General features: G+C 66.5%; 29 protein-coding genes. 15 read left to right on the forward strand and 14 right to left on the reverse strand.

Translation table 11 applies throughout. The features are described from left to right. Positions 1–229 precede the first annotated feature (229 nt). Positions 230–511 (forward strand): hypothetical protein, encoded by a 282-nt coding sequence (locus ACFVVI_RS10685; RefSeq protein ID WP_378991678.1) that lies wholly within the window; start codon positions 230–232, stop codon positions 509–511. Between the two features lie 186 nt (positions 512–697). After that, positions 698–1,432, forward strand: a complete 735-nt coding sequence (locus ACFVVI_RS10690; RefSeq protein ID WP_387445060.1) for a ferritin-like domain-containing protein — start codon at positions 698–700, stop codon at positions 1,430–1,432. Position 1,433: 1 nt separating this feature from the next. Here ACFVVI_RS10690 and ACFVVI_RS10695 read toward each other — a convergent pair whose 3' ends face one another. Together ACFVVI_RS10695 and ACFVVI_RS10700 are read right to left on the reverse strand one after the other, a co-directional pair. After that, complete coding sequence (locus ACFVVI_RS10695; RefSeq protein WP_387445061.1) at positions 1,434–2,606, reverse strand: macrolide family glycosyltransferase; 1,173 nt, start codon at positions 2,604–2,606, stop codon at positions 1,434–1,436. Positions 2,607–2,611: 5 nt separating this feature from the next. Then, positions 2,612–3,220 carry a CatB-related O-acetyltransferase gene (locus ACFVVI_RS10700; protein ID WP_387445383.1) on the reverse strand — a complete coding sequence of 203 codons (609 nt, stop codon included), beginning with the start codon at positions 3,218–3,220 and terminating at the stop codon, positions 2,612–2,614. A 260-nt stretch (positions 3,221–3,480) separates the two neighbouring features. Here ACFVVI_RS10700 and ACFVVI_RS10705 point away from each other — a divergent pair, with 260 nt between their 5' ends. Continuing rightward, positions 3,481–4,017 (forward strand): TetR/AcrR family transcriptional regulator, encoded by a 537-nt coding sequence (locus ACFVVI_RS10705; RefSeq protein WP_387445062.1) that lies wholly within the window; start codon positions 3,481–3,483, stop codon positions 4,015–4,017. 89 nt (positions 4,018–4,106) lie between these two features. Here ACFVVI_RS10705 and ACFVVI_RS10710 read toward each other — a convergent pair whose 3' ends face one another. Both ACFVVI_RS10710 and ACFVVI_RS10715 read right to left on the reverse strand, forming a co-directional pair. Continuing rightward, the gene (locus ACFVVI_RS10710) at positions 4,107–4,751 is read right to left on the reverse strand and encodes a hypothetical protein (protein ID WP_378991672.1); all 645 of its coding nucleotides are present in this window, start codon (positions 4,749–4,751) and stop codon (positions 4,107–4,109) included. Between the two features lie 115 nt (positions 4,752–4,866). Beyond that, complete coding sequence (locus tag ACFVVI_RS10715; RefSeq protein WP_387445063.1) at positions 4,867–5,385, reverse strand: pyridoxamine 5'-phosphate oxidase family protein; 519 nt, start codon at positions 5,383–5,385, stop codon at positions 4,867–4,869. Positions 5,386–5,652: 267 nt separating this feature from the next. Here ACFVVI_RS10715 and ACFVVI_RS10720 point away from each other — a divergent pair, with 267 nt between their 5' ends. Beyond that, the gene (locus ACFVVI_RS10720) at positions 5,653–6,549 is read left to right on the forward strand and encodes a sterol desaturase family protein (RefSeq protein WP_387445065.1); all 897 of its coding nucleotides are present in this window, start codon (positions 5,653–5,655) and stop codon (positions 6,547–6,549) included. Beyond that, positions 6,546–6,707: a hypothetical protein gene (locus ACFVVI_RS10725; RefSeq protein ID WP_387445067.1), complete on the forward strand. Its 162-nt coding sequence runs from the start codon at positions 6,546–6,548 to the stop codon at positions 6,705–6,707. The genes ACFVVI_RS10720 and ACFVVI_RS10725 overlap by 4 nt, the downstream gene beginning before the upstream one ends. 89 nt (positions 6,708–6,796) lie before the next feature. Here ACFVVI_RS10725 and ACFVVI_RS10730 read toward each other — a convergent pair whose 3' ends face one another. Beyond that, entirely contained in the window at positions 6,797–7,879 is a 1,083-nt protein-coding gene (locus ACFVVI_RS10730; protein WP_387445068.1) for an epoxide hydrolase family protein, read from the reverse strand. A 102-nt stretch (positions 7,880–7,981) separates the two neighbouring features. On the opposite strand from ACFVVI_RS10730, the gene ACFVVI_RS10735 reads away from it, so the two are divergent. Beyond that, the gene (locus tag ACFVVI_RS10735) at positions 7,982–8,461 is read left to right on the forward strand and encodes a MarR family winged helix-turn-helix transcriptional regulator (RefSeq protein WP_387445070.1); all 480 of its coding nucleotides are present in this window, start codon (positions 7,982–7,984) and stop codon (positions 8,459–8,461) included. A 105-nt stretch (positions 8,462–8,566) separates the two neighbouring features. Here the strand turns inward: ACFVVI_RS10735 and ACFVVI_RS10740 are convergent, their stop codons facing one another. After that, on the reverse strand, positions 8,567–10,288 hold the full coding sequence (locus ACFVVI_RS10740) for an amidohydrolase family protein (protein WP_387445071.1): 1,722 nt from the start codon (positions 10,286–10,288) through the stop codon (positions 8,567–8,569). 60 nt (positions 10,289–10,348) lie between these two features. On the opposite strand from ACFVVI_RS10740, the gene ACFVVI_RS10745 reads away from it, so the two are divergent. Continuing rightward, entirely contained in the window at positions 10,349–10,936 is a 588-nt protein-coding gene (locus tag ACFVVI_RS10745; RefSeq protein ID WP_378991665.1) for a TetR/AcrR family transcriptional regulator, read from the forward strand. Positions 10,937–10,950: 14 nt separating this feature from the next. Here the strand turns inward: ACFVVI_RS10745 and ACFVVI_RS10750 are convergent, their stop codons facing one another. Then, positions 10,951–11,664, reverse strand: a complete 714-nt coding sequence (locus ACFVVI_RS10750) for a hypothetical protein (RefSeq protein WP_387445072.1) — start codon at positions 11,662–11,664, stop codon at positions 10,951–10,953. A 309-nt stretch (positions 11,665–11,973) separates the two neighbouring features. Here ACFVVI_RS10750 and ACFVVI_RS10755 point away from each other — a divergent pair, with 309 nt between their 5' ends. After that, entirely contained in the window at positions 11,974–12,414 is a 441-nt protein-coding gene (locus tag ACFVVI_RS10755) for a hypothetical protein (RefSeq protein WP_387445073.1), read from the forward strand. A gap of 35 nt (positions 12,415–12,449) precedes the next feature. Here the strand turns inward: ACFVVI_RS10755 and ACFVVI_RS10760 are convergent, their stop codons facing one another. Then, the gene (locus ACFVVI_RS10760) at positions 12,450–13,571 is read right to left on the reverse strand and encodes an acyl-CoA dehydrogenase family protein (RefSeq protein ID WP_378991662.1); all 1,122 of its coding nucleotides are present in this window, start codon (positions 13,569–13,571) and stop codon (positions 12,450–12,452) included. 117 nt (positions 13,572–13,688) lie between these two features. On the opposite strand from ACFVVI_RS10760, the gene ACFVVI_RS10765 reads away from it, so the two are divergent. Next, the gene (locus ACFVVI_RS10765; RefSeq protein WP_378991660.1) at positions 13,689–14,387 is read left to right on the forward strand and encodes a winged helix-turn-helix transcriptional regulator; all 699 of its coding nucleotides are present in this window, start codon (positions 13,689–13,691) and stop codon (positions 14,385–14,387) included. Positions 14,388–14,405: 18 nt separating this feature from the next. Here ACFVVI_RS10765 and ACFVVI_RS10770 read toward each other — a convergent pair whose 3' ends face one another. After that, positions 14,406–14,957 carry a hypothetical protein gene (locus ACFVVI_RS10770; RefSeq protein WP_387445074.1) on the reverse strand — a complete coding sequence of 184 codons (552 nt, stop codon included), beginning with the start codon at positions 14,955–14,957 and terminating at the stop codon, positions 14,406–14,408. Between the two features lie 129 nt (positions 14,958–15,086). Here ACFVVI_RS10770 and ACFVVI_RS10775 point away from each other — a divergent pair, with 129 nt between their 5' ends. After that, complete coding sequence (locus ACFVVI_RS10775; protein ID WP_378991658.1) at positions 15,087–15,326, forward strand: hypothetical protein; 240 nt, start codon at positions 15,087–15,089, stop codon at positions 15,324–15,326. Positions 15,327–15,402: 76 nt separating this feature from the next. Next, the gene (locus ACFVVI_RS10780; RefSeq protein WP_387445075.1) at positions 15,403–16,605 is read left to right on the forward strand and encodes a site-specific integrase; all 1,203 of its coding nucleotides are present in this window, start codon (positions 15,403–15,405) and stop codon (positions 16,603–16,605) included. A gap of 79 nt (positions 16,606–16,684) precedes the next feature. Here ACFVVI_RS10780 and ACFVVI_RS10785 read toward each other — a convergent pair whose 3' ends face one another. Beyond that, a complete protein-coding gene (locus ACFVVI_RS10785; protein WP_378991654.1) occupies positions 16,685–17,167 on the reverse strand; it encodes a nitroreductase family deazaflavin-dependent oxidoreductase in 483 nt (160 codons plus the stop codon). 110 nt (positions 17,168–17,277) lie between these two features. Between ACFVVI_RS10785 and ACFVVI_RS10790 the strand changes: the two genes are divergently transcribed. The 3 genes from ACFVVI_RS10790 to ACFVVI_RS10800 all read left to right on the forward strand — a co-directional run bounded on the left by ACFVVI_RS10790 (position 17,278) and on the right by ACFVVI_RS10800 (position 20,144). Next, positions 17,278–17,823, forward strand: a complete 546-nt coding sequence (locus tag ACFVVI_RS10790; protein ID WP_387445076.1) for a nitroreductase/quinone reductase family protein — start codon at positions 17,278–17,280, stop codon at positions 17,821–17,823. Between the two features lie 237 nt (positions 17,824–18,060). Beyond that, positions 18,061–19,383: a family 1 glycosylhydrolase gene (locus ACFVVI_RS10795; RefSeq protein WP_387445077.1), complete on the forward strand. Its 1,323-nt coding sequence runs from the start codon at positions 18,061–18,063 to the stop codon at positions 19,381–19,383. Between the two features lie 38 nt (positions 19,384–19,421). After that, positions 19,422–20,144 (forward strand): TetR/AcrR family transcriptional regulator, encoded by a 723-nt coding sequence (locus ACFVVI_RS10800; RefSeq protein WP_378652493.1) that lies wholly within the window; start codon positions 19,422–19,424, stop codon positions 20,142–20,144. A gap of 18 nt (positions 20,145–20,162) precedes the next feature. On the opposite strand, the gene ACFVVI_RS10805 is transcribed toward ACFVVI_RS10800, so the two are convergent. The 4 genes from ACFVVI_RS10805 to ACFVVI_RS10820 all read right to left on the reverse strand — a co-directional run bounded on the left by ACFVVI_RS10805 (position 20,163) and on the right by ACFVVI_RS10820 (position 23,422). After that, positions 20,163–21,161, reverse strand: a complete 999-nt coding sequence (locus tag ACFVVI_RS10805; RefSeq protein ID WP_387445078.1) for a diiron oxygenase — start codon at positions 21,159–21,161, stop codon at positions 20,163–20,165. 121 nt (positions 21,162–21,282) lie between these two features. Next, entirely contained in the window at positions 21,283–21,876 is a 594-nt protein-coding gene (locus tag ACFVVI_RS10810) for a hypothetical protein (RefSeq protein ID WP_378991646.1), read from the reverse strand. Positions 21,877–21,960: 84 nt separating this feature from the next. Beyond that, positions 21,961–22,701, reverse strand: coding sequence for a TetR/AcrR family transcriptional regulator (locus ACFVVI_RS10815; protein WP_387445079.1), 741 nt, complete (start codon positions 22,699–22,701; stop codon positions 21,961–21,963). 7 nt (positions 22,702–22,708) lie between these two features. Further along, the gene (locus ACFVVI_RS10820) at positions 22,709–23,422 is read right to left on the reverse strand and encodes a MerR family transcriptional regulator (protein ID WP_378991643.1); all 714 of its coding nucleotides are present in this window, start codon (positions 23,420–23,422) and stop codon (positions 22,709–22,711) included. A gap of 99 nt (positions 23,423–23,521) precedes the next feature. Here ACFVVI_RS10820 and ACFVVI_RS10825 point away from each other — a divergent pair, with 99 nt between their 5' ends. Further along, complete coding sequence (locus ACFVVI_RS10825) at positions 23,522–25,249, forward strand: GMC oxidoreductase (protein WP_387445080.1); 1,728 nt, start codon at positions 23,522–23,524, stop codon at positions 25,247–25,249. The last annotated feature ends 77 nt before the right edge of the window (positions 25,250–25,326 follow it).

Below are 25,326 nucleotides of genomic sequence, written 5' to 3' on the forward strand. Positions count from 1 at the left end.
ACGCCACGGGGCACAGGCGCATGTCGGCCACGAAATACCGCTGCGCACAACGCGAGGGATGTCTCACTGCGCATCTCGACGATCGAGGTTTTCGACAGTGGGAGTCCTGGGTAGTTCGTTCAAGGCAGGCGCCCCGCCCTCAACGGATGGACCGCGCTGCCGCGGTGCCGACGGCCGTCCGCCGACTGATCGGCACCGGAATCTCGCCGAATCAACTGCCAGGAGAAAAATGCGTTCTGTCACAGCCGGTGCCGTCGCGGTAGCCGTCGCCGCCACCATCGCCTGCCTCGCCGGGCCGGCCAATGCCGTCGACAACCCCGCGGAGCCCAACGAGATCATCACCATCGACCTCAATCTGCTCGGGTGCTCCATCGGTGCCGGGCTCGGTGGCGAACTCGCCGCCGCGTTCACCGGAGCTACGACGGGCTCGGCCACCGGATCGAGCAGCAGCGTCGACACCGGCTTCGCCTCCCGCCTGCGTGCGGCCGGCTGCTTGCCGTCCTGGAAGTAGCCAGACGAACACCGACGCCGAGTCACCGGGACGCTGTCCTGCTGGTGACTCGGCGTCGGTCTCGTACAGGGTCCGCTGGCGGCCGACTCCCGCTTCGGGTACGACTGGAGGCGAGCAGAGGGGGAAGCTGTGCGGGAGTCGAAAAGCGCGACATCAGCGATCGGTCACGGGGCAGGTGGGCGAAGAGTGCGTTCCACCGAGGAATGGCTCGCCTACTTCCAGCAGAATGCGCTCCAGCAGCGTGAGATTCCGTGGCAATCGAACGGGGTCGGGGCATCTCCCGCCGAGATGGCACCCCTTCGCCGGTCGCTGCAGGCCTGGCAGCTCGGCGAAACATCGGATGGACAGCATCTGGCGGCGTCCGCTGACCGATTTGCCACTGCCACCGACGATCCCGCGTATCGCGAGGTCATCGACCTGTTCATCCGTGAGGAGCAACGCCACGGCGCGCTGCTGGGCCGGATCTTGGACGATGCGGGCATCCCACGGCGACACGCTGATTGGGGCGACACACTCTTTCGCAGACTTCGGTACAGCATCACCGACATCGAGGTCTGGACCACCCCCGTGGTCATGGTCGAAGTTCTGGCGATGGTCTATTACAACGCGATCCGTCGGGCTACCGGTTCACCGGTCCTGCGTGCGGTTTGCGCCCAGATCCTCGCCGACGAGGTGCCCCATGTGCGGTTGCAATGTGAGCGACTCGCGGTGCTGCTGCACAACCGCTCCCGCACCCGCTACCGCTGCACCATGCTCGTCCACCGTGTCCTGTTCCTCGCAGTGATGCTCCTGGTGTGGGTCGGTCACCATCGCGCGCTGCGCGCCGGCGGGTACACATGGACGCACTACCGCCGGGCCGCCTACACCACGATGAACCGAGCATGGCGACGCATGGATCCGCAACGCTACGTCTGGACCTGATTCAGCCCAGCAGCTTTTCGATGAGGTCGGTCGCGCGCATCGTCCCGCCTTCGGCGTGTGCGTCGGCGCGCAGCCGAGCGCAGCGGCGAGCGACGTCCGGATCTGTGACCATGTCGTGCAGAGCCTGGCGGAGGTTCGCGGCGGTGGCGTCCGTGGTGTCGATGCGGCGCGCAACCCCCAGTTCCACGAGCCGGTCCGCGTTCATGAACTGCTCGGCGCCCTGGGGCACGGCGATCATCGGGACACCCGCCAGCAGTCCCTCGCCGCAGCCGCCCATGCCGGCGTGGGTGACGAAGGCGTCCGCGCGTTCCAGGATCGCCCGCTGGGGAACCCAGGAGTGCACTTCGACATTGGCGGCGATGTCGCCGAGCTCGCTCGGGTCGGTGTGTTTGCCGATCTGCAGAACGACGTGCCAGCCGGGGAGCTCGCCGAAGGCTTGGAGGCACTGGCGGTAGAACTCGGGTCGGCGGGTGTATGCCGAGCCCAGGGAGATCAGCAGGACCTTCTCGGCGTGGGCGGGGCGGTCCCAGCCCGCTGACGGGCGTGTGTCGAAGCAGGGGCCGACGAAAGTCACTGTGCCGGAATCGACTCGGTCGGCGTGCGGTTGCATCGCTCGGGGAATCAGCGCCAGCGCCTGGTCGGGAACGCCGGAGAAGTCGTCGACATCGGTGGTCGCGGCACCGCAGTCGGCGAGCCAGCGTGCGAATATCGCCTGGTAGTCGTCGGCGCCCGGCAGCTGCCGCAACGGTGCCGCGACTTCGTGTTCGTAGCCCTTCCACGCCACGAAAGTGGGCGAGAGCTGGATCATGCGGCGGTGTTGGGTTTCGGCGAGGGCGCGGCCGGCGTAGGCGCCGATGTCGTAGAGATAGAGGTCCGCGGGGTCGTGGTCGTAGGCCGCGCGTAGCTGAGGCAGCGCGAGCTGGGCATTGTCGAGGAACAGGTTCATGACCGCGACAGGGTCTTCGGGCCAGGTGTTGTCGGCCACCGGCAGCATCGAGGTGCACGCGATCAGCTCGGCGCCGGCTTCGGTGATCAGGTCCGCGACGGCCGGGTCGTTGGCGTAGGTGACGCGGTGGCCACGAGCCACCAGCTCACGGATCACTTCCAGGCTCGGCAGGACATGGCTGACGATGGGGATGCCGATCATCGCGATATGGGCTGGACGAGAAGGCATTTCGCTCACTTCGAGGATTCGGCGGCGGCTTCGAGGTCGTCGATGCTGCCGGACATGATCGTCGGCACGTGTGCGGTGATGTGCTCGGCGGGCCAGTCCCACCACGCGACTGCCAGCAGGCGGGCGATGTCGCGGTCGCCGAAGCGGGTGCGGATGAGGCGGGCGGGATTTCCGCCGACGATGCCGTAGTCGGGGACGTCGCCGGTGACGACGGACCCGGTACTGATGATGGCGCCGTGGCCGATCCGCACGCCGGGCATCACCGTCGCGCCGTTGCCGAACCAGACGTCGTTGCCCACGACGGTGTCGCCTCTCCCCGGCAGGCCGGTGAGCAGGTCGAAGTGGTCCGACCAGGAACCGCCCATGGTGGGAAACGGGAAGGTCGACGGGCCGTCCATGCGGTGGTTGGCCCCGTTCATGATGAACCGCGTTCCGGTGCCCAGGGCGCAGAACTTCCCGATGATCAGTTTCTCCGGGCCGTAGTGGTAGAGGACGTTGCGGGTTTCGAAGGTGGTCGGGTCGTCGGGATCGTCGTAGTAGGAGTACTCGCCGACTTCGATGAGCGGTGAGGTGATCAGCGGCTTCAACAGCACAACTCGGGGCTGCTCGGGCATAGGGTGCAGCACGGTCGGGTCGGCGGGAACAGGCGAGTGATCGTGCTGCACAGCGGAACTCCTTCGGCGCGTGGGCTATCCGGTGGAGGCCGAACACCTACGGCTTCCTAATACGACAACTGTCGCACTAAGCTACGACGGTAGTACTGTCCCGTCAAGCGATCGGATTGCCGACAATGAGATCCGCATCGGATGCTTCCGAACCCCCTTCCCCGGCACGCTCGCGTCCCGGTGGCCGAACCGCCCGCATCCGAACCCAAGTGCTCGACGCCGTCATCGCCGAGCTGGCCGAACACGGCTACGACGCGCTCAGCATGGACGCGGTCGCGGCCCGCGCGAACGTCCACCGCGCCACGGTGTATCGCCGCTGGCACGACGTCGGCGGCCTGCTCGCCGACCTCTTCGACGCGGCGGGCGGCCGGCAATGGCACCCCCGCGACACCGGCTCCCTACGCGGTGACCTCGCCGCACTCAACCACGAGATCCAGGATTCGTTCACCGAGGAGCCCTCGCTCGCGATGGCGCTGATCGCCGCCTCGTTCCGATCCGAGGAAGCCGCCCGAGCACTGCGTCGCCTCTGGGATGACCGCTACACCCAGTCCGAGATCATCGTCGAGCGCGCGATCGGTCGCGGCGAGCTGCCCTCCGAGGTCGACGCACGAGCCCTCCTGATCGCCGCGACCGCACCGATCTACCACCACCTGGTCCTGTTACGCACCCCACCCGGTCCTCATCTGCCCGACCTCGCGGCGACCAGCGCCGCCCTCGCAGCAGACGCGGGCGCATTCACCCGATGACCCCTCCCACCGATCGGGGACGCGGTCACTGCGAGGACGGCGAGGTGGCGCGCGAACGGCTACGGGCGCACCAGCTTCGAGCCACCGGTCTATACGAGGGTTCCGTGGCCGACGGTGACGTTGCCGTACAGGTTGCGCGCGAAGACCTGGACGGCCTCTCCGTTCCCCGTCGACTGATCGACGGGTTCCATCCGGTTCTGCACACTGCCGTGCAGGGCGTTGACCTCCAGCCGCGCCGCGCTACCCGGCCGGATGCCGACCTCGAGATCGCCCATCGATGTCTCCAGTCGCAGCACCCCTCGCGCGGCCTCGTCGACGCGGATGTTGCCCTTGGCGGTCTTCGCGCTGACCGAACCGCTCGGGCGTTCGACCACGATGTCACCGGCGGACACTTCGAGATCGCACCGGTCGAATTCGCCGACGCTCACCAGTCGACCCATCGCGAGGGTCGCGTCGAGAGCGGAGCCGATCGGCACCTCGACGGTCACCGAGACCGACGGGTTGCCACCGAACGGGGTGAAGGACTTCCATTTCTTCGGAGCCTCGACCGTGAGCGTGCCGTCGGCGAACTCGACCCGAAGCTGTTCGGCGGCGCGGACATCAGCCTTGCTGGCGGTATCGACCGGGCGGACCTCGACCACGGTGTCGGCGCGATCGGAGGCAACCACGGTGACGTCACCACAGGGCACATCGACGGCGACGGCGACCGGCTGCGGCGTCTGGAAAGTAGGCATCTGCACTCCTAGGCTACGAAGGTTGTACGTAGATGTATACGTACATTGCGTGCTCTCACTATAAGTAGATGTATACGTATAGCGCAAGCGCGAGTTTTCGCCTGTGCACAGATGATCAGGGAGCGAGCCTCGCGACATAGGGCGCGTAGACCGTCATCCAGTGTGGACGCAGGCGGTAGTAGACCACCTCGTTGTCCCAGTCGAAGGCGTCGCCGCCGTAGAAGTCCTGGAAGTACGCCAGCAGCTCCGGCCAGCCCGCGCCGGGCTCGCCGCCCAGCGGGTTGAGGATCTCGACCGTGCCGTGGGTGAACACGCCCAAGTTCTCACCGCGCAAGTGCGCGACGCTGGCAGCGGGCCTGGCCGCGAGGTGGCGCGCCTTCGCGGCAGTGCGCGCCGTGCCGAAGTGCCACTGTCCGTGCAGGAAATGTCCGTCTACCGCGCTGATCCGAGGTTCACCCTTCGCCGTCACGGTGGACAGCGCGAGGGTGCACATGCCGGTGAGGGTCTGGGTGAGTTCCGCTGCGGTCAGCGTGTTCTCGGCGTCGATGATCGATCGCAAGTGTGATGTGGCGCTGGTGAGCGAGGCGTCGAGAAGCGCCTGAAGCGCTGCGAGATCTTCTGGAGTTTCACGCAAGGCGGTCCCTTATCTGTGGATGGTGCGGCAACGGACGATTCCCATCCTCGACCACAACCTTGACATCTTGTGTCAGGTTTCCGCCCGATCTTCGCCGCCCGACAGGCAGATCGAGGTTGCCCGGCGAGGGCGTGCATCAACGTCTTCGCGTCGGGGAGTCGGTCGAGGTCCAGCTCCTAGCAGCGGCGGCGAGACGGCCGTTGGACGACCATTGACAGTGAATTTACTATTTTGTAAATTACTCATACGTCAATAAGAGGAGTCGGCTTGCTGTCCGTGTTCTGGGACCACATCAACAACCCTTTGATCTACGCAGTTCCGTTCTTTCTCGTCTTCATCGCCATCGAAGCGCTGAGTCTGCGCCACGCGAACCCCGAGGACACACCGCGGGCCTACTCGCCCATCGACTCGCGCACCAGCATCACGATGGGTTTCGGTGCGATGGGCGCGATGGCACTGTTCAAGCTCGCGACGCTGTTCGTGTTCGTGATCCTCTACGCCGAGCTGGCGCCGTGGAAGTTGCCCACCGGCTCCTGGTGGTACTGGCCGCTGTTGCTGGTGGTCGTCGATATCGCCTGGTACTGCAATCACCGGTTCTCTCACCGTGTCCGCATCGGCTGGGCCGCACATCAGGCACATCACTCGAGTGAGTACTTCAACCTCGGCACCGCCCTGCGACAGAAGTGGAACCCCTGGTCGGAGGCGATCTTCTGGGCGCCGCTACCCCTGCTGGGCTTCGCACCGTGGACGATCTATGTGGCCTTCGCCTTCAACCTGATATACCAGTTCTTCACCCACACCGAGACGATCGACAAGATGTGGCGCCCGCTCGAATTCGTGTTCAACACCCCGTCCCACCATCGCGTCCATCACGGCAGCGACCCCGAATACCTGGACCGCAACTACGGCGGCATCCTGATCATCTGGGACCGCATGTTCGGCACCTTCCAGGCGGAACTGCACACTCCCACCTACGGTCTCACCACCCCGGTCGGCACCTACAACGTGCTGCGCCTGCAGTACCACGAGTACGCCAACATCGTCCGCGACGTTCGCCGTGCGAGCCGGTGGCGTGACCGGCTCGGCTACGTCTTCGCGCCGCCCGGGTGGCAGCCGGCTACGCGGAAACCCGTGGTGGGTGTCGCGAAGAAGCAGGCGGCATGAATTCCGTCGACGCCGCGGCCCTCGTTCTCCGGCTCACCCTCGGCACCGTCGTCCTCGCTCACGGCATCAATCACGCCTGGGGTGACGGCAAGCTGACCGGCACGGCGGGTCGGTTGATCATCTGGTCGGCATCGCGATGGACGGCACAGCGCCGCTGATGATCTCGGTCGTGCTCGGCGTCGTCTCTGCGACGCTGCTGCTCGGTGTGTTCTGGCGGCCCACACCGCGCGACAGCCGCTGAGCGAGGTCAGCCCTCCTTGATGCTGTTCAGGAAGAACTCTCGGATATCGGCGGCGAGCAGGTCGGGAACCTCCATCGCGGCGAAGTGACCGCCTCGGTCGAATTCCGACCAGTGCCTGATGTCGTAGAGCCGCTCGGCCAGCGGGCGCACCGACTGGGTGATGTCATGGGCGAAGACGGCGACGCCCAGAGGCACCGGGCACGGCGCGCTCCCCCTCGCCGATTCGCGGTGTAGCCGTGCCGAGGATGCCGCGGTGGCGGTGAGCCAGTACAGGGAGATGTCGGTGAGCATCCGGTCGTCGCTGATCGGTGAGCGTGGATCTGTCCATTGCGCGAAACGTTCGGCGATCCAGGCGAGTTGGCCGACGGGCGAGTCGGTGAGCGCGTAGCCGATGGTCTGCGGGGTGGCGGCCTGGAGCGCCTGGTAGGGCGGTCGATTCGCCATCAGCTGTTTGATCTTGCCAAGTCGCGCTTCGTCGGCGTCGGAGAGTTCGACATCCGGGTTCGGCCGCGTCGGCAGGTAGTTCACATGGACGCCGACAACGGTGTCCGGCGCCACCGCTGCGAGCGACTGGGAGATACCCGAGCCGAAGTCGCCACCCTGCGCGCCGTAACGCTCGTAGCCGAGCCGCCGCATCAACTCGGCCCACGCGCGCGCCACCCGGGCGATGTCCCAGCCGCGCTCGTGGGTCGGCCCGGAGAAGCCGTAGCCCGGAATGGACGGGATCACCAGGTGGAAGTCGCGCGACAGTGGTTCGATCACGTCGAGGAATTCCAGGAACGAGCCGGGCCAGCCGTGGGTAAGGATCAGGGCGAGCGCGTCCGGCTTCGGCGAGCGGACATGGACGAAATGGATGTTCTGGCCGTCGATTTCGGTGGTGAAGTGCGCGAGTTCGTTGAGTCTCGCCTCGTGCGCTCGCCAGTCGTAGCCGGTGCGCCAGTATTCGGCGAGTTCCTTCAGCCGCGCCAGCGGGAAGCCGTAGTCCCAGCCGGCATCGGCGAGCTCGTTGGGCCAGCGAGTGCGGGCGAGGCGGTCGTTGAGGTCGTCGATATCAGCCTGGGGGATGTCGACGCGGAACGGCTCGATCATGGTCTCAACTCCTTCGTCTACCCAACGTTCGGGTGACTAATGTTTGTGTGACCAACGATATCGCGATCGTTGGTCACACAAACGATTTGTTAGAGTTGTCACATGGAACACCCACCCGAGCCGACCCCAGCCAGGTGGAAAACCCTGCCCACCTGGCTACTCACCCAAACAGCGAACCACGCCCACCGCCTGGTCAGCGATGGTTTCGCGGCCGCCGACGCCCGCGGCTACCACTACCGGATCCTGGCCACCCTCGACGAATTCGGTCCAGCCAGCCAAGCCACCCTCGGTCGCCGCAGCGGCATCCACGTCAGCGACATGGTCGCCACCATCAACGAACTCGCCGAACTCGACCTCGTCGACCGCACCCCCGACCCCACCGACCGCCGTCGCAACGTCATCACGCTCACCACCCCGGGCAAACGCCAACTCCGCCGCCTGGAAAAACAACTCGCCCACAGCCAAGAAGAACTCCTCGACCCGCTCTCCCCCGGCGAGCGAGACCAACTGACCGAGCTGCTCTCGAAGCTGCTGGACCACCACGATCAACAAACCGGGAACTCGGACCAGCCGCCGCACTGAATGACCACGGCACACCAATGATGGACACACGCGCAGTGTCGGTCGAGCAACAGCACTGGTTGCGCCTCGTTCGGTGCGGACAGCCGAGCAGGCCGCGCTGAGCGATTACCTGGCTTGCAGGAACTGCCCGGCGTGCACCCTGGTGCCGAATCCTTCAGCGAAAACACCGTATTCGTAGAGCACGTGCCCGGCCACGATCGTGGCCGCGACGGCGCGGTCGTTGCGGTTGACCATGCGGTCGACCCCATCGAGGCCGGGCATGGGCGATTCGGCGTAGGCGGCACTGGAACCGTCGAAGCCGGCAGGGTCGATGATCGCGATATCGGCGCGCGACCCGAGGGCCAGGTGTCCGGCGTCGAGCCCGTACCAATCGGCCAACTCACCGGTGAGGCGATGCACCGCGGCCTCGAGGGGCATGAATTTGCGGGTGTGTACCCGCTCGAGCATCCGGACCCCGAAGTTGTAGAAGGCCATATTGCGCAGGTGGGCACCGGAATCAGCGAACCCGACCTGCACTTGGGCCGATTGCTGGAGTCGATCGAGCACATCGTCGCGGTCATTGGCGATGGTGGTGCGCCAGCGCAAGTCCGTACCGTAGGCCACCGCCAGATCCAGCAGCGCGTCGACCGGGGAGACGCCCCGCTCGACCGCGACCGAACCGAACGACTTTCCCACCACCGAGGCGTCCGGGCAGGCCACGATCTCGGCGTCGTGCAGGTCGCGATGCCATACCTTGAAGCCGCTCGCCGTCATCTCCTCACGGAAGCGCTCTCGGAAGGTTTCATCGTCCAGCAGTTCGCCGCGGGCGATGTCCTCACGAATGTTCAACGCCGCCGCACCGGAACCGAATTCCTCGAATACGACCACGTCGATACCGTCGGCATAGACCTCGAACGGGACCGGTAGGTGCTGCCAGCGGAACCCGTCACCGCCGAGTGTGTTGACGATCTTCGCCGCGGCGATCGCCATGCGTACCACGGTGCGGTCGGCCTTGACGTCGGCGGCACTGATGATGGTGGTCTTGAGCGGCTTGCGCTTTCGGCCCATGCTCTGGGCGAAGTAGCGCGCCATCTCCGAGCGTTTGGCGAGATTGGGTGTGCTCTGATGGATCCGGCCACGCGCGCGCAGCAGCGCGTTGAGCGCACCGAATTCGCGCCAACTGGCATAGGTCGAGGGCAGCAACCGTGCCGGCCAGCGGGTCCCCTCCAGCTTGGAGAACGAGCTGCGGATCGTGGAAAGACCGACGAATCCGGCATCGAGGGCGGCGGTCAGCATGGCTTTCATCCGCGCCAGCTCGGCGTCGGTGGGGACGACACCCGGCGAGGTCGCGCGATCCAATCCCATGACCGCGGCACGGATGTCGGAGTGCCCGAGAAATCCGGCGATATTGCAACCGAGCGGTAGTGCGTTGATGGCATCGACGTAGGACTGGGGATCGGTCCAGGTCTTGTGCTCCTTGACCGCGGAATGCACTGCGTCCCAGGGCAATGCCTCGACGCGGGCGAACAGGTCGGCGCAGTCGTCGGCGTCGGCGTAGACAGTCGAGAGCGAGCAATTGCCGAGCACGACCGAGGTGACTCCGTGCCGCACGCTCTCACCCAGGCCCGGCGATCCCAGGACCTCGGCGTCGTAGTGGGTGTGTACATCGAGCATGCCGGGGATCACCCATTTGCCGGTGGCGTCGATCTCGCGCTCGGCAGTCGCCGACTCGATGGTCCCGAGCGCGACGACCTTGCCTTCACGCACGCCGATATCAGTGCGAACGGGTGCCGACCCCGCACCGTCGAACACGGTGCCGTTGCGGATGACGAGCGAATAGTGCGACATCAGAACCCCTCGATACTGGCGAGTATTGAAATTTCGATACTGGCGAGTATCGTCAGCATGGTGACCACAGTCAACCCCCGAATCCGCACTCCTCGCGCCGAAGTACGGGAAAGAGTCCTGGCCGCGGCCCTGTCCGAGTTCGCAGGCAAAGGGTTCGTCGGCACCACGATCGACGCGATCGCCGACGTCGCCGGATTCACCAAGGGCGCCGTCTACTCCAACTTCGGTTCCAAAGACGACTTGTTCTTCGCGCTGCTCGATCAGCAGATCAGTCGACGGATCGAGGCGGTCACCGCGCTGGCCGACGCCGCAGCCACTCGCCCCACGATCACAGCGATCGGCGATCTGCTGATGCAGGGCATGCTCGACAACCGAGACTGGCAGCTGCTGTTCACCGAATACTGGCTGCGCGCGCTCCGAGACGAGTCCGTCCGCGAGAGATTCGTACAGCACCGTCGTATCGTCCGCGCCGCGATCGCGGCGGCGGTCGAGCGCTTGGATCTCGGAACCGAGATCGACCCCGCCACGACCGCGGTCCTGGTGCTGGCACTCAACAGCGGGCTCTCGATAGAGGAATTCACCGAACCCGGTGTCGTGCCCGCAGACCTGTTCGGCACCGTCCTGCAAGCCGTCACAGCACAGCGATGACACGAGCCCGCCGACTACCTCAACACCTGGCAGACCAGCATCTCGTTGGCGCCCGCCTGAAATTCGTAGTCGACCTTCGCGATTCGGCTGCTGATACCTGATTCGGCCAGATCGGCGAGCAACTTCTCGAGCTGCGGGTAGCGCTCCGACGAACCGATGGGAGTCAGGGGAAACAGCCGGATCTCGGTGGTGGCGACGCGTGCGAGTTCCATGATGGATTGGTGATGGAAGGTGTAGTCGAGGTCGTCGGCGTAGCTGAAGAGCAGATGGGAGCTCAGGGCCAGGTCGAAGGTGTTGTCGGTGAACGGGAGTGTGGGCAGGCGGCCTGGGATGTAGTGGTGGGGGGAGGTGCGGGTGTGGGTGGCGAAGTGTTGCGCCGACTCGCGGCGGGCGCGGTGGTGTTCGTCGGGGTCGGCGAAGAAGGTCCAGCGGTAGGCGTCGGCGTGCTCGCGGACGTATCTGTTGCCGCAGTCGGCTTCGGCGACCGCGGTGGCGGCCACTCGGTCGAGACCATCGTCGAAATAGGCTACGTCGCAGGCGGTGACATCACCGCCGCGTCGACTGACCTCGGCGGCGAAGCCGGCCGCCCCACCCGGGCAGTCCAGAATTCGGCGCCCGAGACCGTCGTCGGTGAGCGCGAACATCGCCCGGTACTCGTGCAGGGAGCGCGAGCTGACGAGGATCTCGCCGAACCCTCCGATCCCCGTAGACGCGTCGTTGTCGATCATGGTCGTCCTTCCGTTCCAGGGCCGCCTGTGGGGCCGGAACAGATGTCGTCACGACAGATCTGGCCACCCTCGGGGCGGCCGCGCACAACTCGGTCAGCCGCTAGGTCAGCGGCCACCACTGTTGCGCGAACATCATCACCCGGTGATTGAACCACGTGGAAGTTCGCTCGAGTAGGAGATTTTCACCGCTGTAGCGGATCATGTGGCGGTGAATCAAGATCGATTGAGGGTCAGGGCGACGGAATTCGCCGGCACGCTCGAGGTTCGGATGCTGGTGTGGCGTCCGGTCGTGATGATCTGCGGTCTGACATGAATCCGACCGAGCTCGCAGCGGATCTGGATGAGCGACAGTTCGCCCGGTACGAATGTCCCTGCTGCGAAGAGCCGATCGAGCGCACCTGGAACATGGTCACCCGCGACGGAATCGCCTACGCGGCGTACTTCGCCAACAGCTACCACCACACCGACCAGGCCCATGACACCTGGATCGACGTCATCCTCGGAACCTGGGATACCGAATCCGCAGACGATCATGTGACTTTCGGTTGTCGCGTCGGCCCGGTCCAGAGCAACCCGTACCCGGCGGCGACCCTGGTCCAGGCTTGCTTGGACGGATCCGCCGACGACGTCCACGGCGCGGTGCTCTCGCGCGCGGACGGCTTGGTCCACCCCCGCCTCCCGGAGTTCTGGGACGTCGTCGACTTCGTCTTGGCCAACGACCCGACCGTCACCGCACACCTGTACCAGTAGACAAGGGGTCATCCGGTGTGGATGACCCCTTGCGCTCAGTCGAGTGGACTGTGCCCCAGCAGAACTCGGCCGCTGAAGCGAGTCTGCTTCGCGCGAGGCAGTGGGTGGAATTGGCAGCCGTGGATGTCACGGTAGAGGCGTTCGAGGTCGCAGGCGCGGGAATAGCCTGCGCCGCCGGTGGTTTCGATCGCCAGGCGGACGGTGGTGATGAGCGCGTCGGCCGCGACGGTCTTGCGGCTGAGGGTGCGCGCGGCGTAGGCATCGGTGTTGGGGAAGCTCAGGTTCTCCGAGGCGGTGAACATGGCGGTGACGAGGTCCTCGGCGGTGGTGTAGGCGTTGAGCATCTCACCTGCCGACTGGACCGTGTGGGCGTCGGAACGGCCTTCCAGCAGACGCGCGGTGAGCTCGACAGCAGCGTCCGCGACACCGAGATAGGCGGCCAGCACCAGCGGAAGCGCCGCACCGATCACCACATTCAGCACCGGCGGCCACGGACCCGCCGGGCGAGTCATCGAGATCGCGGCATCGGGCACGAACACCTCGTCGAGCACGACCGTGTGCGACCCACTCGCCCGCAAACCGAACGAATCCCAGGTCTTGTCGATGCTCACGCCCGCGGCGGCCAACGGGATCGCGAAATGCAGCACCTCACCGTCGCAGCGGACACTGGTGACGAGCACATCGCCCACCTCACACCCACTCGCGGGCGCCTTACGCGCACTCACCCGATACCCACCCTCGACGCGCACCGCCTGCCCGTTGGAATCGACCCAATCCGAGGCGCCGGTACTGACCAGAATCGCACCGCCGGCCACCTTCGCGAACACCGCCGAAGCGTCCACCCCATGGTTGTGCCGCCACACCTGCGCGGCCACCAGGTGTGAGTGCATCGCGAACGCGACCGCCGTCGACGGATCGTGCCTGCCGAGTTCGCGCAGGATCTCCCCCATCTCCCGATGAGAGGCACCCCCACCGCCGAACTCGACCGGCACGAGCGCCGCGGAGAGTCCGCTCGCTCGCAATCGATCGAACGCGGCGACAGAGATTTCGCCGGTGCGGTCCCGCTCAGGGACCTCGAGACGCAAGGTTTCACCGATCTCGCGGGCCACCGATACCCGGTCGGTGCTGGACGTGGTGTCAGAAATTGTGGAAGTCATGTTTCGAAGTTAGAAAGCGCCGCGATAACCAGATAGTCCAGAAAGTGGACTCTCCCGGTCCAGAAAGTGGACCCCGTCGGTGCGACGGAGGAGCAATTGCCGACCGCTGAGGTGCCCATGACAATCACGACCGCAGGCTATGGCCAGTACTGTCCGATCTCGCGTGCTCTCGACGTGCTCGGCGAACGCTGGTCGTTGCTCATCCTGCGCGACCTGTTCCTCGGCACCACCCGCTTCAACGACCTCGCCCGCGGCCTGCCGGGTCTGTCGCGCAGCCTGCTCGCCAAACGCCTGCGCCAGTTCGAACGGGCCGGACTCATCGAGAAACTCGGCACCGAACACCTGCTCACCGAAGCAGGCAGCCAGCTCGAGCCCATTCTGTTCGGCCTCGGCGAATGGGGCGCACGCTGGACCTTCGGCGCGCCACAGGAGGAAGAACTCGACGCCGCCCTGCTCGTGTGGTGGATGCACACACGCGTCGACACCTCCATACTGCCGGGCCGACGGCAGGTGCTGCACGTCCGGTTCACCGACGACGTTCGTCGCTTCTGGATCGTGGTCGAAGGCGCGGTGCCCTCGGTGTGTGAGACCGATCCGGGCTATCCCGTCGACGTCACGATCAGCGCGGATGTCGCTGGGCTCTACGAAGTGTGGTTGGGGCGCATGCCGCTCACCCACGCGCAACGCATCGGGCGGATCACCTTCACCGGCCCGCCCGCGCTGACCCGCCGCATGCCCGCGGTGTTGCGGTTGAGTCCGGTGGCCGGATATGTCGCGGCAACTGCGCGCCCCGATCCGCAAGCACGCGCCTCATGAGCCGAAAGGTCTTGCCGTTCAGGTGGATCCGGCTCGCCCGGCGATGCTCATCGCCCAGTGGTACAGCTCTACCGGATCTCCCAGCGTCGCCTGCGATTCAGGCCGCACGAGGACGCCGTTCGCCGCTGACAGCAAGTCGTACAGGCCCAGATAGACCCACTCCCACAGCATGCTGTCGAAGTTGTAGGACATCATCGCCCGTTCGACGCGCCCACGGATCTCGGCGATCTCCTTCGACTCCAGTCCCACCCCGTGCAACCGTGCTTCGGTCGCCCGCTGGTCCTCGGCATCGAACCAGGTGTCGAGGAACGGCTCGAGCAGATCAGCCCAGATATCGAGACGTCGATGGATCGCGATCGCGTTGCGTCGGCAGAAATCGTCCAGCCCGCGACGATGCTCAGCGTGCACGAACAGCGTCTCACCGGTGATGGTGCGCAGATATGGGCGTATCGCGCCCGGATCGGCTTCGCCGATCGCGAATACCGCGATCACGCCGTCGGGATACACCGACGCGCCCGCGAAAGGGTAGTCGACGAACCGGATTTCCGTGTCGGCGATGACCACCTGCATCGGTCCATGATGTCGGCCGGCGCGGGCTCCGACCGGGTGTCATGAACTATATGGAACAAAACGTGGCGGTAATCACTACTTGCCACGTCATGTTGGCAGCCGCCGTAATCAAAACGTTAGGATTCGACCATGGTGCGTACCGGAGCAGTAACCTCAGAGCCGTACGAACCGAATGTACCTCTGCCCCAACAGCATCCGGCCCGTCTCGAACTGGTCAGCGAAGCTCCCGAGACTGCCTCGGCGCCTGACCGGGAGGTCGACGACCACTTCCCGCGCCTGGGCGATACCAGCTTCCTCACCGGCGCTGCCCGCCACCGCCTCGCGGCCTACATCCACACCCAGCTCGCCGAACTCGAAGAGATGCAGTGACCGCACGCCGATGACATAAGCTGCGACACCGGCAACCATCGGCGGCAGAGGCGATTCACGCGGAGGAGTGGCGAGCTTGAGCGACGCATCGGTGGTGCTTCCCGAGCAGGTCCGCACCGAACTGCGCCGAGGAGTGCGCAGCGTCCTCGTCGACACCGCAGCCCTGCGCCTGGTCCGCGAACGCTTCGACGACACCCAGGCAGGCGCACTGCGCCGCTACCTCGAAGCGTCCCAATCGGCGAACACTCTGCGCGCCTACCGGACCGACTGGATCGCCTGGGCAGGCTGGTGCGCGGCCGAACACCGACAGGCCCTGCCCGCCGACCCACTCGACGTAGCCGTCTACCTGGCCGCCTCCGCCGACGCCCGACGAGAAAACGGCACGTGGGCGTTCAGCCCGGCCACCCTGGATCGCAAGTCCGCCGCCATCGCCGCAGTCCACGCCGCCAACGGACTCCCCTCACCGACCCGCTCCGACGTCGTGCGACTCACCCTGCGCGGCATCCGCCGCACCCGTCGCACCCCGCCGACCCGGAAACGACCGGTCCTGCTGCACACCCTCGACCAACTTCTCGCCGAACTCCCCGCACCCGCCTGGCCCACTGAGCCCGCGCGCCGCCGAGACGGTCTGGCGTTGCTGGTCGGCTTCGCCGGCGCACTGCGGCGCAGCGAACTCGCGGGCCTGCGCATCAGCGACGTACACGTACGCACCGACCACACCACCGGCGAACCGCTGCTCGTCGTGCACCTGCCGACAACCAAGACCGACCCGACCGGCGTCGCCGAACAGCGCATCGCCCTACCCCGCGGCAAACACCCACGCACCTGCCCGATCTGCGCGTTCGCCGACTGGGTCCGCCTGCTGGAAGTCCACGCCGACACCGGCGACGAGGGCACACGATCCTGGACGGCGAACAACCTCGCCGCCGACCCCGCGATCCACCGCTGCCACGGCTTCACCGGAACCCGGCTCAGCACCGACACCGACCGCGCGCTGTTCCCCACCATCAACCGGCACGGCTCGATCGGTGCCACCGCGCTGTCCGGCCGGGCCGTGGCCGAACTGGTCAAGCGCTACGCGGCTCGCGCGGGCCTCGACCCCGACCTGTTCTCCGGGCATTCCCTGCGCGCGGGCTTCGCCACCCAGGCCGCCCTCGGCGGCGCCAGCGACCGCGAGATCATGCGCCAAGGCCGCTGGGCCAACCCCCGCACCGTCCACGGCTACATCCGCACCGCGAATCCGCTCGAAGACAACGCCGTCACCAAACTCGGCCTCTGAACCAGCCCGTGCGGCGACAATCGGCCGTCAGTGCCGCAAACGCGATCGAAGCTCGCGAGCCACCGACAATGCCCTCTGATCAGACGATCCGGTCGAGTCGGAAGATGCGGAACTCGCGACCTCCCGAGCGCTGGAACTCCATCTCGTAGCCCGGCCAGAATTCCACGGCCTGGTCCCACACCCGCTTACGCTCGACACCGGCGATCTCGGTGACCGACACCGGGAACGCGGAGCTGCCGTCGAAGCGCGCCGATGCCGTGCGGGCCGCGCGCAGGTTCGCCGACCAGGCCGGATGCTCCGGCTTGCCCCAGTTCGAGCCCACCAGATAGAAGCCGTCGCCGTCGGGCACACACAGCAGCGAGGTGGTGCGCGGCTGTCCCGACTTGCGCCCGACCACCGTGATCTCGATCGACGGGAGCCCGGCCAGATCGAGCACACCCCACCGACCGCCGCTGAGCCTGCGCAACAGCCGCTCGGTCGGCAGAACAACGCCGGCGCCACGCATCACCCAGGGCTGCGACGCGAACACGCGCGCAAAGCCCGGCAAGGGATTCCAAACCATCCCCGAATCCTGGCTCGAGCGAACCCGGTTCGCCCACTCACGACGGTGTGCTGAGAGCCAACTCACTCGGTGCGCTGGACGGCCGATCACCGCAGGCGGACCATAGGGGCATGGACGAGGCCCGAAACGAAGCCCGGCGCACCGCGGCGCAGGCCGAAATCGGCAAACACGGGCGGCTCGTTCGCGGCCCTCGCGACGGCAAGCTGCTCAGCGCGGGCATGCTGCCGTTCTTCCGCCTCCGCACACCGCGTGGGTACGGGATTCTGACCACCACGGGGCGCAAGTCCGGTCTTGCTCGCCCGAAGTGCGTCCGGATCCTGCGCGACGGCGATCGCGCGTACCTGGTCCAGTTGATGCCGCCGCACGTGACGGTTGAGCAGCCCGGCGCGGTCAATTCCTGGCTGCTCAACGTCCGCGCCGATCCGCACGTCACCGTGAAGCTGCCCGACGGCACCCACAGCGGAATTGCCAGGGAGATCACCGACCCGGCCGAACTCGCCACCGCGCGCGCTCTGCTGTGCGACACCGTCGTGCTGGTCGACTTCGGCGAATGCACGCTTCACCTGCGCGGTATGCCCTCACGGGCAAAGATCCGGCGGCTGCACGAGTACTGGTTCGACACCGGTCGTGCGGTAGCCGTAGACCTCGCGGTCTAACGGAAGCCCCTACCCTGTCTGTGCTGGTGAGTTCACCTCTTCTTTCGAACATGTCGTGAATTGAGCGATGTTTGGGGTCATGATGAGGTTACACATATGTAGATGCGCATATCTACGTAACCACATGTAATTATTGTGACAAGTTCCAGCCTCGCCGCTCCGCCTTAATTCCCCGCACCGTTCCCCTCGATGTCGCACACTGATCTCACTCCCCTCCCCTAGCCCGCCAGGAGTGCCATGCCCTCCCCCAGTGGTCGACGCATCCTCGCTACGTTCGCTGTGGCCGCTTCGGCCCTGCTCACAACCAGCCCCTCCCCCGCTCTCGCCCGACCACCCGCACCGGCCCACCTGGCGCCTCTCGGACCCGAATTCTTGTGGGGCGTGGCAGCTTCCGGCTTTCAGGCCGAAGGTGATGCGCCGGACAGCAATTGGCGCCGCTATGTCGAATCGGGGAGCACGGCCGACCCCTACCTGAACTCGGTGGACTTCCGCGCTCGATACCGCTCCGACATCGCCCTTGCCGCGAAACTCGGTGTGCGGGTGTACCGCATCGGCATCGAGTGGGCCCGGGTTCAACCGCAACCCGGAATCTGGGACGACGCGGCGCTCGCGTTCTACGACGATGTCATCGCGGCCATCACCGAGGCCGGAATGCGGCCGATGCTGACCCTCGACCACTGGGTGTACCCGGGCTGGGCAGCCGACCGCGGCGGCTGGCGCGATCCGGAGATCGTGGCGAACTGGCTGTCCAACGCCCGCCGCGTCGTCGACCGGTACGCCGGCACCGACCCGTTGTGGGTGACGTTCAACGAGCCCACGTTCTATCTGGTCAACGATCTGCGACACGGCGGCATCGGCGCGGCCGACGTACTGACGATGGGTGAACGAATCACCCAGGCCCACAACAGCATCTACGACTACATCCACGCCGTACACCCCGGCGCTCAGGTGACCGGCAACGTCGCCTACATCCCCAGCGTCGACGACGCGGTCAGCGGACCCCTGCTCGACCGGATCTCCGCCCGCCTGGACTACATCGGCATCGACTATTACTACGGCTTCTCCCCCGCACAGCTGCAAGTCCCCGATCCCGACCGCCTCTGGACGATTCCGCTGCAACCCGAAGGCATCTACTACGCGCTCGACCACTACGCGCGAAAGTTCCCCGGCCGCCCGCTCTACATCGTCGAAAACGGCATCCCCACCGAGAACGGCCGCCCGCGCGCCGACGGCTACACCCGCGCGGATTCGCTCCGCGACACCGTCTACTGGTTGCAGCGCGCCGTCGCCGACGGCATCCCGGTGATGGGCTACAACTACTGGAGCCTGACCGACAACTACGAATGGGGCTCCTACACACCACGTTTCGGCCTTTACACCGTCGACGTGCTCACCGACCCGACGCTGACCCGCACACCGACCGACGCGGTCGCGGCCTACCGGGCGATCACCACGACGGGTGGCGTCGGCCCCGACTACCGGCCGACCCGCCCCGTCGCTGCGTGCTCGCTCGTCGACGGACTCGCCAGTTGCACCGATCCGGTGTCGGTCCCCCGGTAGGGGTTTGAAGCGTCAACGTTTGCTCTACACTCGGGCGGGTGTCGAGCACAGCGTCACGCCCCTCCAGCGCCGTGAGCGGCAGGCAAGCCCGATGGCAGCCGCACAACGACAGCCGCCGGGAGCGGATCGTGCTGGCCGCGGTCGAGCTGATCGAACAGGCGCCCGCCGGCGTCGAGGTGCCGATCATCCAGATCGCCGAGCACGCGGGGCTCGCGAAATCGGTGGTCTACCGGCAGTTCGCCGGTCGCGACGAGCTGGATCGCCGGATCAGGAGCGAGATCGCCGACCGTTTCGTCGCCGACATCGAGGACGCGCTCGACATCGCCGAGGGCTCCATCCACGAAATCCTGGTGCGCACGATCGGCGGCGTCGTCACCTGGATCCAGGATCACCCCCGATTACACGAGTTCCTGCGGACCGGGCCGTCGGAGGCCGATCCCGATATCGACGCGATGAGCGCGCTGATCGCCACCATCGCGGGGTCGACCCGGGCTCTGGTCACCGGCCTGGCCGGGGTGGTCGGCGTGACCGACGAAGCCTCGGCCGACACGATGACCTTCGCCATCGTGTCGATGACCGAGGCCACCGTCACCCGCTGGGCCAACGACCCCGAGCCCGCGCTCACCAGGGATCAGCTCATCGAGGAAGTCGCCTCCTACGCCTGGCACGTGGTCGACGGCGTCGCCCGCCGCCACGGCCTGAACCTCGATCCCGATCAGCAACTCACCGAGATCATCACCCAACTTGTCGCCGGCAACTGAATCGCCGCCGCAATCCGCTCAGGCGACGCGCCGCGCGCTGCGTTCGGGCTCGCTGCGGTAGCGCGATGCGGGACCGTCGATACCGAACTTGCGCCACAGCCACTTGGCGGTCGGGTTCATCAAACCGAGGTCATTGGCCAGTTTGCGCATATCGCCGAAGTAGCCCGACAGGATCTGCTGGGAATTCTCCGACTTCCAGAACGCCTGCTCGATGACCTCGCGCGGAATGTCGAACTCGCGCTCGAACGACCGCGGCGGCGCCATGATCTCGTTGGCCAGCCAGCGCATCGCGATCGGGAAGGCCACCGAGCAGACGCCGCGATTGAACTTGCCCATCCGCCCGATGTGCGCGGTGAGGAAGTCACCGGCGAAGGAGATGTGACGCGCTTCCTCGGCGATATGGATCTCCATGGTGCGCAACACCATCGGCGGCATCGTCGCGCCCGCGCGGATGACGGCCTTCTGGTAGTGATCGATCGGTTCCTCGCCGCCGAGGATGCCGATGAACAGGATCGTGTGGGCGTAGCCGCCCGCCACACCGATCAGCGGCGACAACGCGCGAAACATCGGCCGCATGCCGGGCACGTCGACGTCGATGCGGTTGACCAGCTCCTGGAACATCTGGATGTGGTTGCACTCTTCGGTCATCTCGTGCAAGCAGTACCGGAACTCGGGCGACCCGTTCGGCAGCTTCATGATGTATTGCATCATGCCGCGGATCAGGATGCTCTCGAAGGCGGCGCCGACCTTGATCGAATTGGCTGTGCGCCATTTGCCGATCTCGATGCGCCGGTCCAGCGGTTGATCGCGGTACCACTGCGTAGCGCCGAGCGGGTCGATCTCCGGCGAGAGGACCCACCGCACGTCGTTCGGGTCAAGGGCGAGCTCGGGTGAATCCCAGTCGATATCGAGGTAGGGATCGAAATGACGGTCGACAGAACCCTGTGACAGGGTTGCCAGCGCCTCTCGGTACTCCTCGGTGATGGGTCCGCCACGGCTCGATTCGGTCAGCGTCATCGGTGCCTCCTCGGTTCGCGTCCGGCGCGCACGGCACTGTTATCGCCGTCACACCGTTCCCCGAGAATAACTGAGACCGTCAGTCCCACACAACCCTGGGGCGATAACGTTTTCTCCCCGCCTACTCGACGAGCAGCACCACCAATTGACGAGCCAGCTCGACATCACCGGGACCACCGAGCCAGATCAGTGGGCGACGTTGATCGAGATGGTCCAGCGCTTCGGGCAGGGATACGAAGACGCGATCGGCGCGCACGACGCAGACCTGGGGCACGGACTCCGAGACAGCGGGTCCACCATCGACATCGAGTGCCAGCGAACCGGTCGAGGCGTCGCCTGCCACCGCATCGCGAACCACCGCGTCACCGGACTCGACCGAATCCGAACCGCTGTGCACGACCTGATGACCCGGCGCGCCGGCCCAGTGATCCAGCCACGCCGGGCCCGGCTCGACCGCGGCGAGCACCGTCTGCACGCTCATGCCGTAGAGGACGTCGGCGACCGCGGCGGGCAGGCCCGCTACATCGACGGTGCGCACCAGCGATCCGTACTCGCGCAATCGGTCGACGAACCGCTCGAGCACCTCGGCCCGCTCGGTCGGATCCACGATCGCGTGCCTGCCCGCGGATCGACGCATGGGTACCCGGCGCTCGTCCTCGGGCAGGTCGAGCAGCCCGTCACGGACTCGGCGCAAGATCTCCTCGCGAGAATTCACTCGGGCACTCTCCTTCGTTGGCGACGCCGATGTCGCCGTTCACACATTCCCTCTCCCCACATACCGCGGGAACTCTTCAATTCGCTACCGTACCGACCGGTCCACACGATCCGGGCGCGGCACGACGAAGCCCAGCAGAAGCAGAAGCTGGTCGATGTTCAGGTCGAAGATCTCCGCCCGATCAGCGAAGGTGTCGCGCCCGTACATGTCGAACACGTCGAAGTTCACGGCACCGAAGAGCGTGGTCCACGCGGTGAGGGCGGACGCGATCACCCGATCGGGGGCGGCGAGGCCGAACTGCTCGCGGATCGTCGCGAAATCGGCAGCCGTCCGCGGAGAGATCGCGGGCTCGAGCACGGGGCCGTTGAGCTGACCCAGTCGGTAGGCACCGTCGACGATGCCCAGCAGAATCGCGATCACGCGCACGCCCGGCGCTTCCGTGTCGGCCGCCGGTGCGGCATAGCCGGGGACGGGGGTACCGAAGAGCAGGCCGTACCAGGCGGGTTCGGCCAACGCCCACTCCCGTACCGCTCGCGCGACGACCCGGAATCGGGTCGCGGGGTCGTCGGGTGCGTCGAGCAGGGCCGCGTCCACCGCGTCGCCGAGTGCGTTGTAGCCGTCGACCACCAGCATGGTCAGCAGTTCTTCGCGGCTGCGGACATACCGGTACACCGCCGACGACACCACGCCCAGATCGCGGGCAACCGCGCGCAACGACAACGCCGCCGCACCCTGCGTGGCCAGATGCTCGCGGCCGATGCGTTTGATGTCGGCGATCGTCTGCGCGCGGGCCAGTGCGCGCGGACCCGGCTGGTCGGAGCTCATCGTCCGATCATCGCCCACTCACGGCGCGGGCCGGATCCCGGCGTCCGGCCGTGTCGTCCTCGGCGGCGGCGCGTTCGATCTCGGCGGCCAAGGTCGCGCCGCCGACCGCCCAGGCCGTCGCCAGCAATCGGTCGCGGAAGCGGCTCAGGTCCACGCCCACCCCTTCACCGCCGTACCCGGTGCCCGAGGCGTCGCGCACCGTGCCGACCACCTCGTCGGCGAGATCGGCGATGCGCGACTGGATCAGCGTCCGCAAGACCCCGCTGAGCGTGACGTCGATACCCACGTCGTAGAGGACCAGTGCGGCCTTGAGCATCGTGCGGTCCGCGACGAACCATCGGTGGCCGCGTCGTTCCAGGTACCCCGCCGCGGCGAGTTCGGTGAGCACATCGGTGCCACGCTCCCCCAGCATCGCGGCGAGTTCGGCATCGTCGAGGTAGGACGAGCGTTCGATCGACTGTCCCGCGCGCGGATCGAACAGCGTGCGCCAGTCGCCTGCCTGCGGTTCGGTGTCGAATACCTCACGGATGGCGTCCAGCCGCAGCCCGCGTGCCTGCATGGCGACGATGTCGCGCAGCCGGTCCAAGTGCTCGTCGGTGTAGACGACTTCCTTGCCCGCTCGGCCGGGTTTCGGCAGCACGCCGAGCGAGTGGTAGTAGCGGATGGTGCGCGACGCCACGCCGCTGACGTCGGCGAGTTCCGCTCGGGTGTATCGGGCCACCCGACCAGCATAGGTGGGCTCGGAGCCAACGTTGACAGCTCTGGCTGTCGCCATTAGCGTTACCCGCGTCACTGTCGACACCGATCGAGGAGCTCCCCCATGCCCGAGCGCACCACCGATTTCGACGTTCTGATCGTCGGGTCCGGCTTCGGTGGCAGTGTCACCGCACTGCGGCTGGTGGAGAAGGGCTACAAGGTCGGCGTCATCGAAGCCGGTCGCCGCTTCGCCGATGACGAACTGCCCAAGACCAGCTGGGACCTGCGCAAATTCGTGTGGGCGCCCAAGCTCGGCTGTTACGGCATCCAGCGCATCCACCCGCTGCGCGACGTCCTGATCCTGGGCGGCGCCGGCGTCGGCGGTGGCTCGCTGAACTACGCCAACACCCTGTACGTGCCGCCGGAGCCGTTCTTCCAGGACCCGCAGTGGCGCGAGATCACCGACTGGCGCAGCGAGCTCACTCCTTATTACGAGCAAGCGAAGAAGATGCTCGGTGTGGTGACAAATCCCCACATGACTCCCGCCGACGAGATCTTCAAGGCCGTCGCCGAGGACATGGGTGTGGGCGAGACGTTCGTGCAGACACCCGTCGGGGTGTTCTTCGGTACGCCCGGCAAGACCGAGGCCGACCCCTACTTCGGTGGTGTCGGCCCCGAGCGCACCGGCTGCGTGGAATGCGGCGACTGCATGGTCGGCTGTAAGTTCGGCGCCAAGAACACCCTGGTGAAGAACTACCTCTATCTCGCGGAACAGGCCGGCGCACAGGTCATTCCGATGACCACGGTGTCGTCGCTGCGACCGCTGCCCGACGGCACCTGGGATGTGGCCACCGAGCGCACCGGCGCCTGGGTGCGCAAGGCGCCCAAGACCGTGACCGCCAAGCATGTCGTGCTCGCGGCGGGCACGCTCGGCACGCAGAAGTTGCTGCACGCGATGCGCGACGAAGGTGCGCTGCCGAACCTCTCGGACAAGCTCGGCCTGCTCACCCGCACGAACTCCGAGTCGATCGTCGGTGCCGCGACCAAGACGCTCGGGCCCGACCAGGACTTCACCAAGGGCGTCGCGATCACCTCGTCGATCCACCCCACCCCCGACACCCACGTCGAGCCGGTGCGCTACGGCAAGGGCTCGAACTCGATGGGCATGCTGCAAACGCTCATGGTCGACGGCGGCGGGCGGGTGCCGCGATGGCTGCGGTTCCTGGGCCTCGTGCTGTCCAACCCCCTGATCTTCCTGCGCTTCATGAGTGTGAAGAACTGGAGCGAGCGCACGATCATCTCCCTCGTCATGCAGCACCTGGACAACTCGATCACCACCTACACCAAGCGCGGACTGTTCGGTGGCCGCAAACTGACCTCCAAACAGGGCCACGGACAACCGAACCCGACCTGGATCCCGGCGGGCAACGATGTGACCCGCCGGGTCGCGGAGAAGATCGGCGGCGTCGCCGGTGGTACCTGGGGTGATGTGTTCAATGTGCCGATGACCGCGCACTTCCTCGGCGGCGCGGCGATCGGCGCCGACCGTGAGCACGGCGTGATCGACGCCTACCACCGCGTGTACGGCTACCCGACGCTCAGCGTCGTCGACGGAGCCGCCGTGTCGGCCAACCTCGGCGTGAACCCGTCGCTCACCATCACCGCGCAGGCCGAGCGCGCGGCCGCCTACTGGCCGAACAAGGGCGAACTCGACACCCGCCCCGAACAGGACGCCGGCTACACCAAGATCGCCCCGGTCCGCCCCAACCAGCCGGTCGTGCCCGCGGGCGCACCCGCCGCCCTGGTCCTGCCGATCGTCGAGATCCGCAGCTCGGAGAAGACCGCGGGCTGATTCGAACGAACCCGGCCCCGGCTTCGCGGTTACCCACCCCGCGAAGCCGGGGCCGTCTCGAATCGGCTTCGCAGACT

Origin of the sequence: Nocardia sp. NPDC058114 (assembly GCF_042884695.1) — a bacterium.
Classification (GTDB): domain Bacteria; phylum Actinomycetota; class Actinomycetes; order Mycobacteriales; family Mycobacteriaceae; genus Nocardia.

Excerpts from the sequence above, each read along its gene's own strand:
- ACFVVI_RS10685 (WP_378991678.1), top strand. The coding sequence starts at position 230 with ATGCGTTCTGTCACAGCCGGTGCCGTCGCGGTAGCCGTCGCCGCCACC.
- ACFVVI_RS10695 (WP_387445061.1), bottom strand. The coding sequence starts at position 2,606 with ATGCCTTCTCGTCCAGCCCATATCGCGATGATCGGCATCCCCATCGTC.
- ACFVVI_RS10700 (WP_387445383.1), bottom strand. The coding sequence starts at position 3,220 with ATGCCCGAGCAGCCCCGAGTTGTGCTGTTGAAGCCGCTGATCACCTCA.
- ACFVVI_RS10710 (WP_378991672.1), bottom strand. The coding sequence starts at position 4,751 with ATGCCTACTTTCCAGACGCCGCAGCCGGTCGCCGTCGCCGTCGATGTG.
- ACFVVI_RS10725 (WP_387445067.1), top strand. The coding sequence starts at position 6,546 with ATGAATTCCGTCGACGCCGCGGCCCTCGTTCTCCGGCTCACCCTCGGC.
- ACFVVI_RS10730 (WP_387445068.1), bottom strand. The coding sequence starts at position 7,879 with ATGATCGAGCCGTTCCGCGTCGACATCCCCCAGGCTGATATCGACGAC.
- ACFVVI_RS10735 (WP_387445070.1), top strand. The coding sequence starts at position 7,982 with ATGGAACACCCACCCGAGCCGACCCCAGCCAGGTGGAAAACCCTGCCC.
- ACFVVI_RS10740 (WP_387445071.1), bottom strand. The coding sequence starts at position 10,288 with ATGTCGCACTATTCGCTCGTCATCCGCAACGGCACCGTGTTCGACGGT.
- ACFVVI_RS10750 (WP_387445072.1), bottom strand. The coding sequence starts at position 11,664 with ATGATCGACAACGACGCGTCTACGGGGATCGGAGGGTTCGGCGAGATC.
- ACFVVI_RS10755 (WP_387445073.1), top strand. The coding sequence starts at position 11,974 with ATGAATCCGACCGAGCTCGCAGCGGATCTGGATGAGCGACAGTTCGCC.
- ACFVVI_RS10760 (WP_378991662.1), bottom strand. The coding sequence starts at position 13,571 with ATGACTTCCACAATTTCTGACACCACGTCCAGCACCGACCGGGTATCG.
- ACFVVI_RS10765 (WP_378991660.1), top strand. The coding sequence starts at position 13,689 with ATGACAATCACGACCGCAGGCTATGGCCAGTACTGTCCGATCTCGCGT.
- ACFVVI_RS10770 (WP_387445074.1), bottom strand. The coding sequence starts at position 14,957 with ATGCAGGTGGTCATCGCCGACACGGAAATCCGGTTCGTCGACTACCCT.
- ACFVVI_RS10775 (WP_378991658.1), top strand. The coding sequence starts at position 15,087 with ATGGTGCGTACCGGAGCAGTAACCTCAGAGCCGTACGAACCGAATGTA.
- ACFVVI_RS10785 (WP_378991654.1), bottom strand. The coding sequence starts at position 17,167 with ATGGTTTGGAATCCCTTGCCGGGCTTTGCGCGCGTGTTCGCGTCGCAG.
- ACFVVI_RS10790 (WP_387445076.1), top strand. The coding sequence starts at position 17,278 with ATGGACGAGGCCCGAAACGAAGCCCGGCGCACCGCGGCGCAGGCCGAA.
- ACFVVI_RS10795 (WP_387445077.1), top strand. The coding sequence starts at position 18,061 with ATGCCCTCCCCCAGTGGTCGACGCATCCTCGCTACGTTCGCTGTGGCC.
- ACFVVI_RS10805 (WP_387445078.1), bottom strand. The coding sequence starts at position 21,161 with ATGACGCTGACCGAATCGAGCCGTGGCGGACCCATCACCGAGGAGTAC.
- ACFVVI_RS10815 (WP_387445079.1), bottom strand. The coding sequence starts at position 22,701 with ATGAGCTCCGACCAGCCGGGTCCGCGCGCACTGGCCCGCGCGCAGACG.
- ACFVVI_RS10825 (WP_387445080.1), top strand. The coding sequence starts at position 23,522 with ATGCCCGAGCGCACCACCGATTTCGACGTTCTGATCGTCGGGTCCGGC.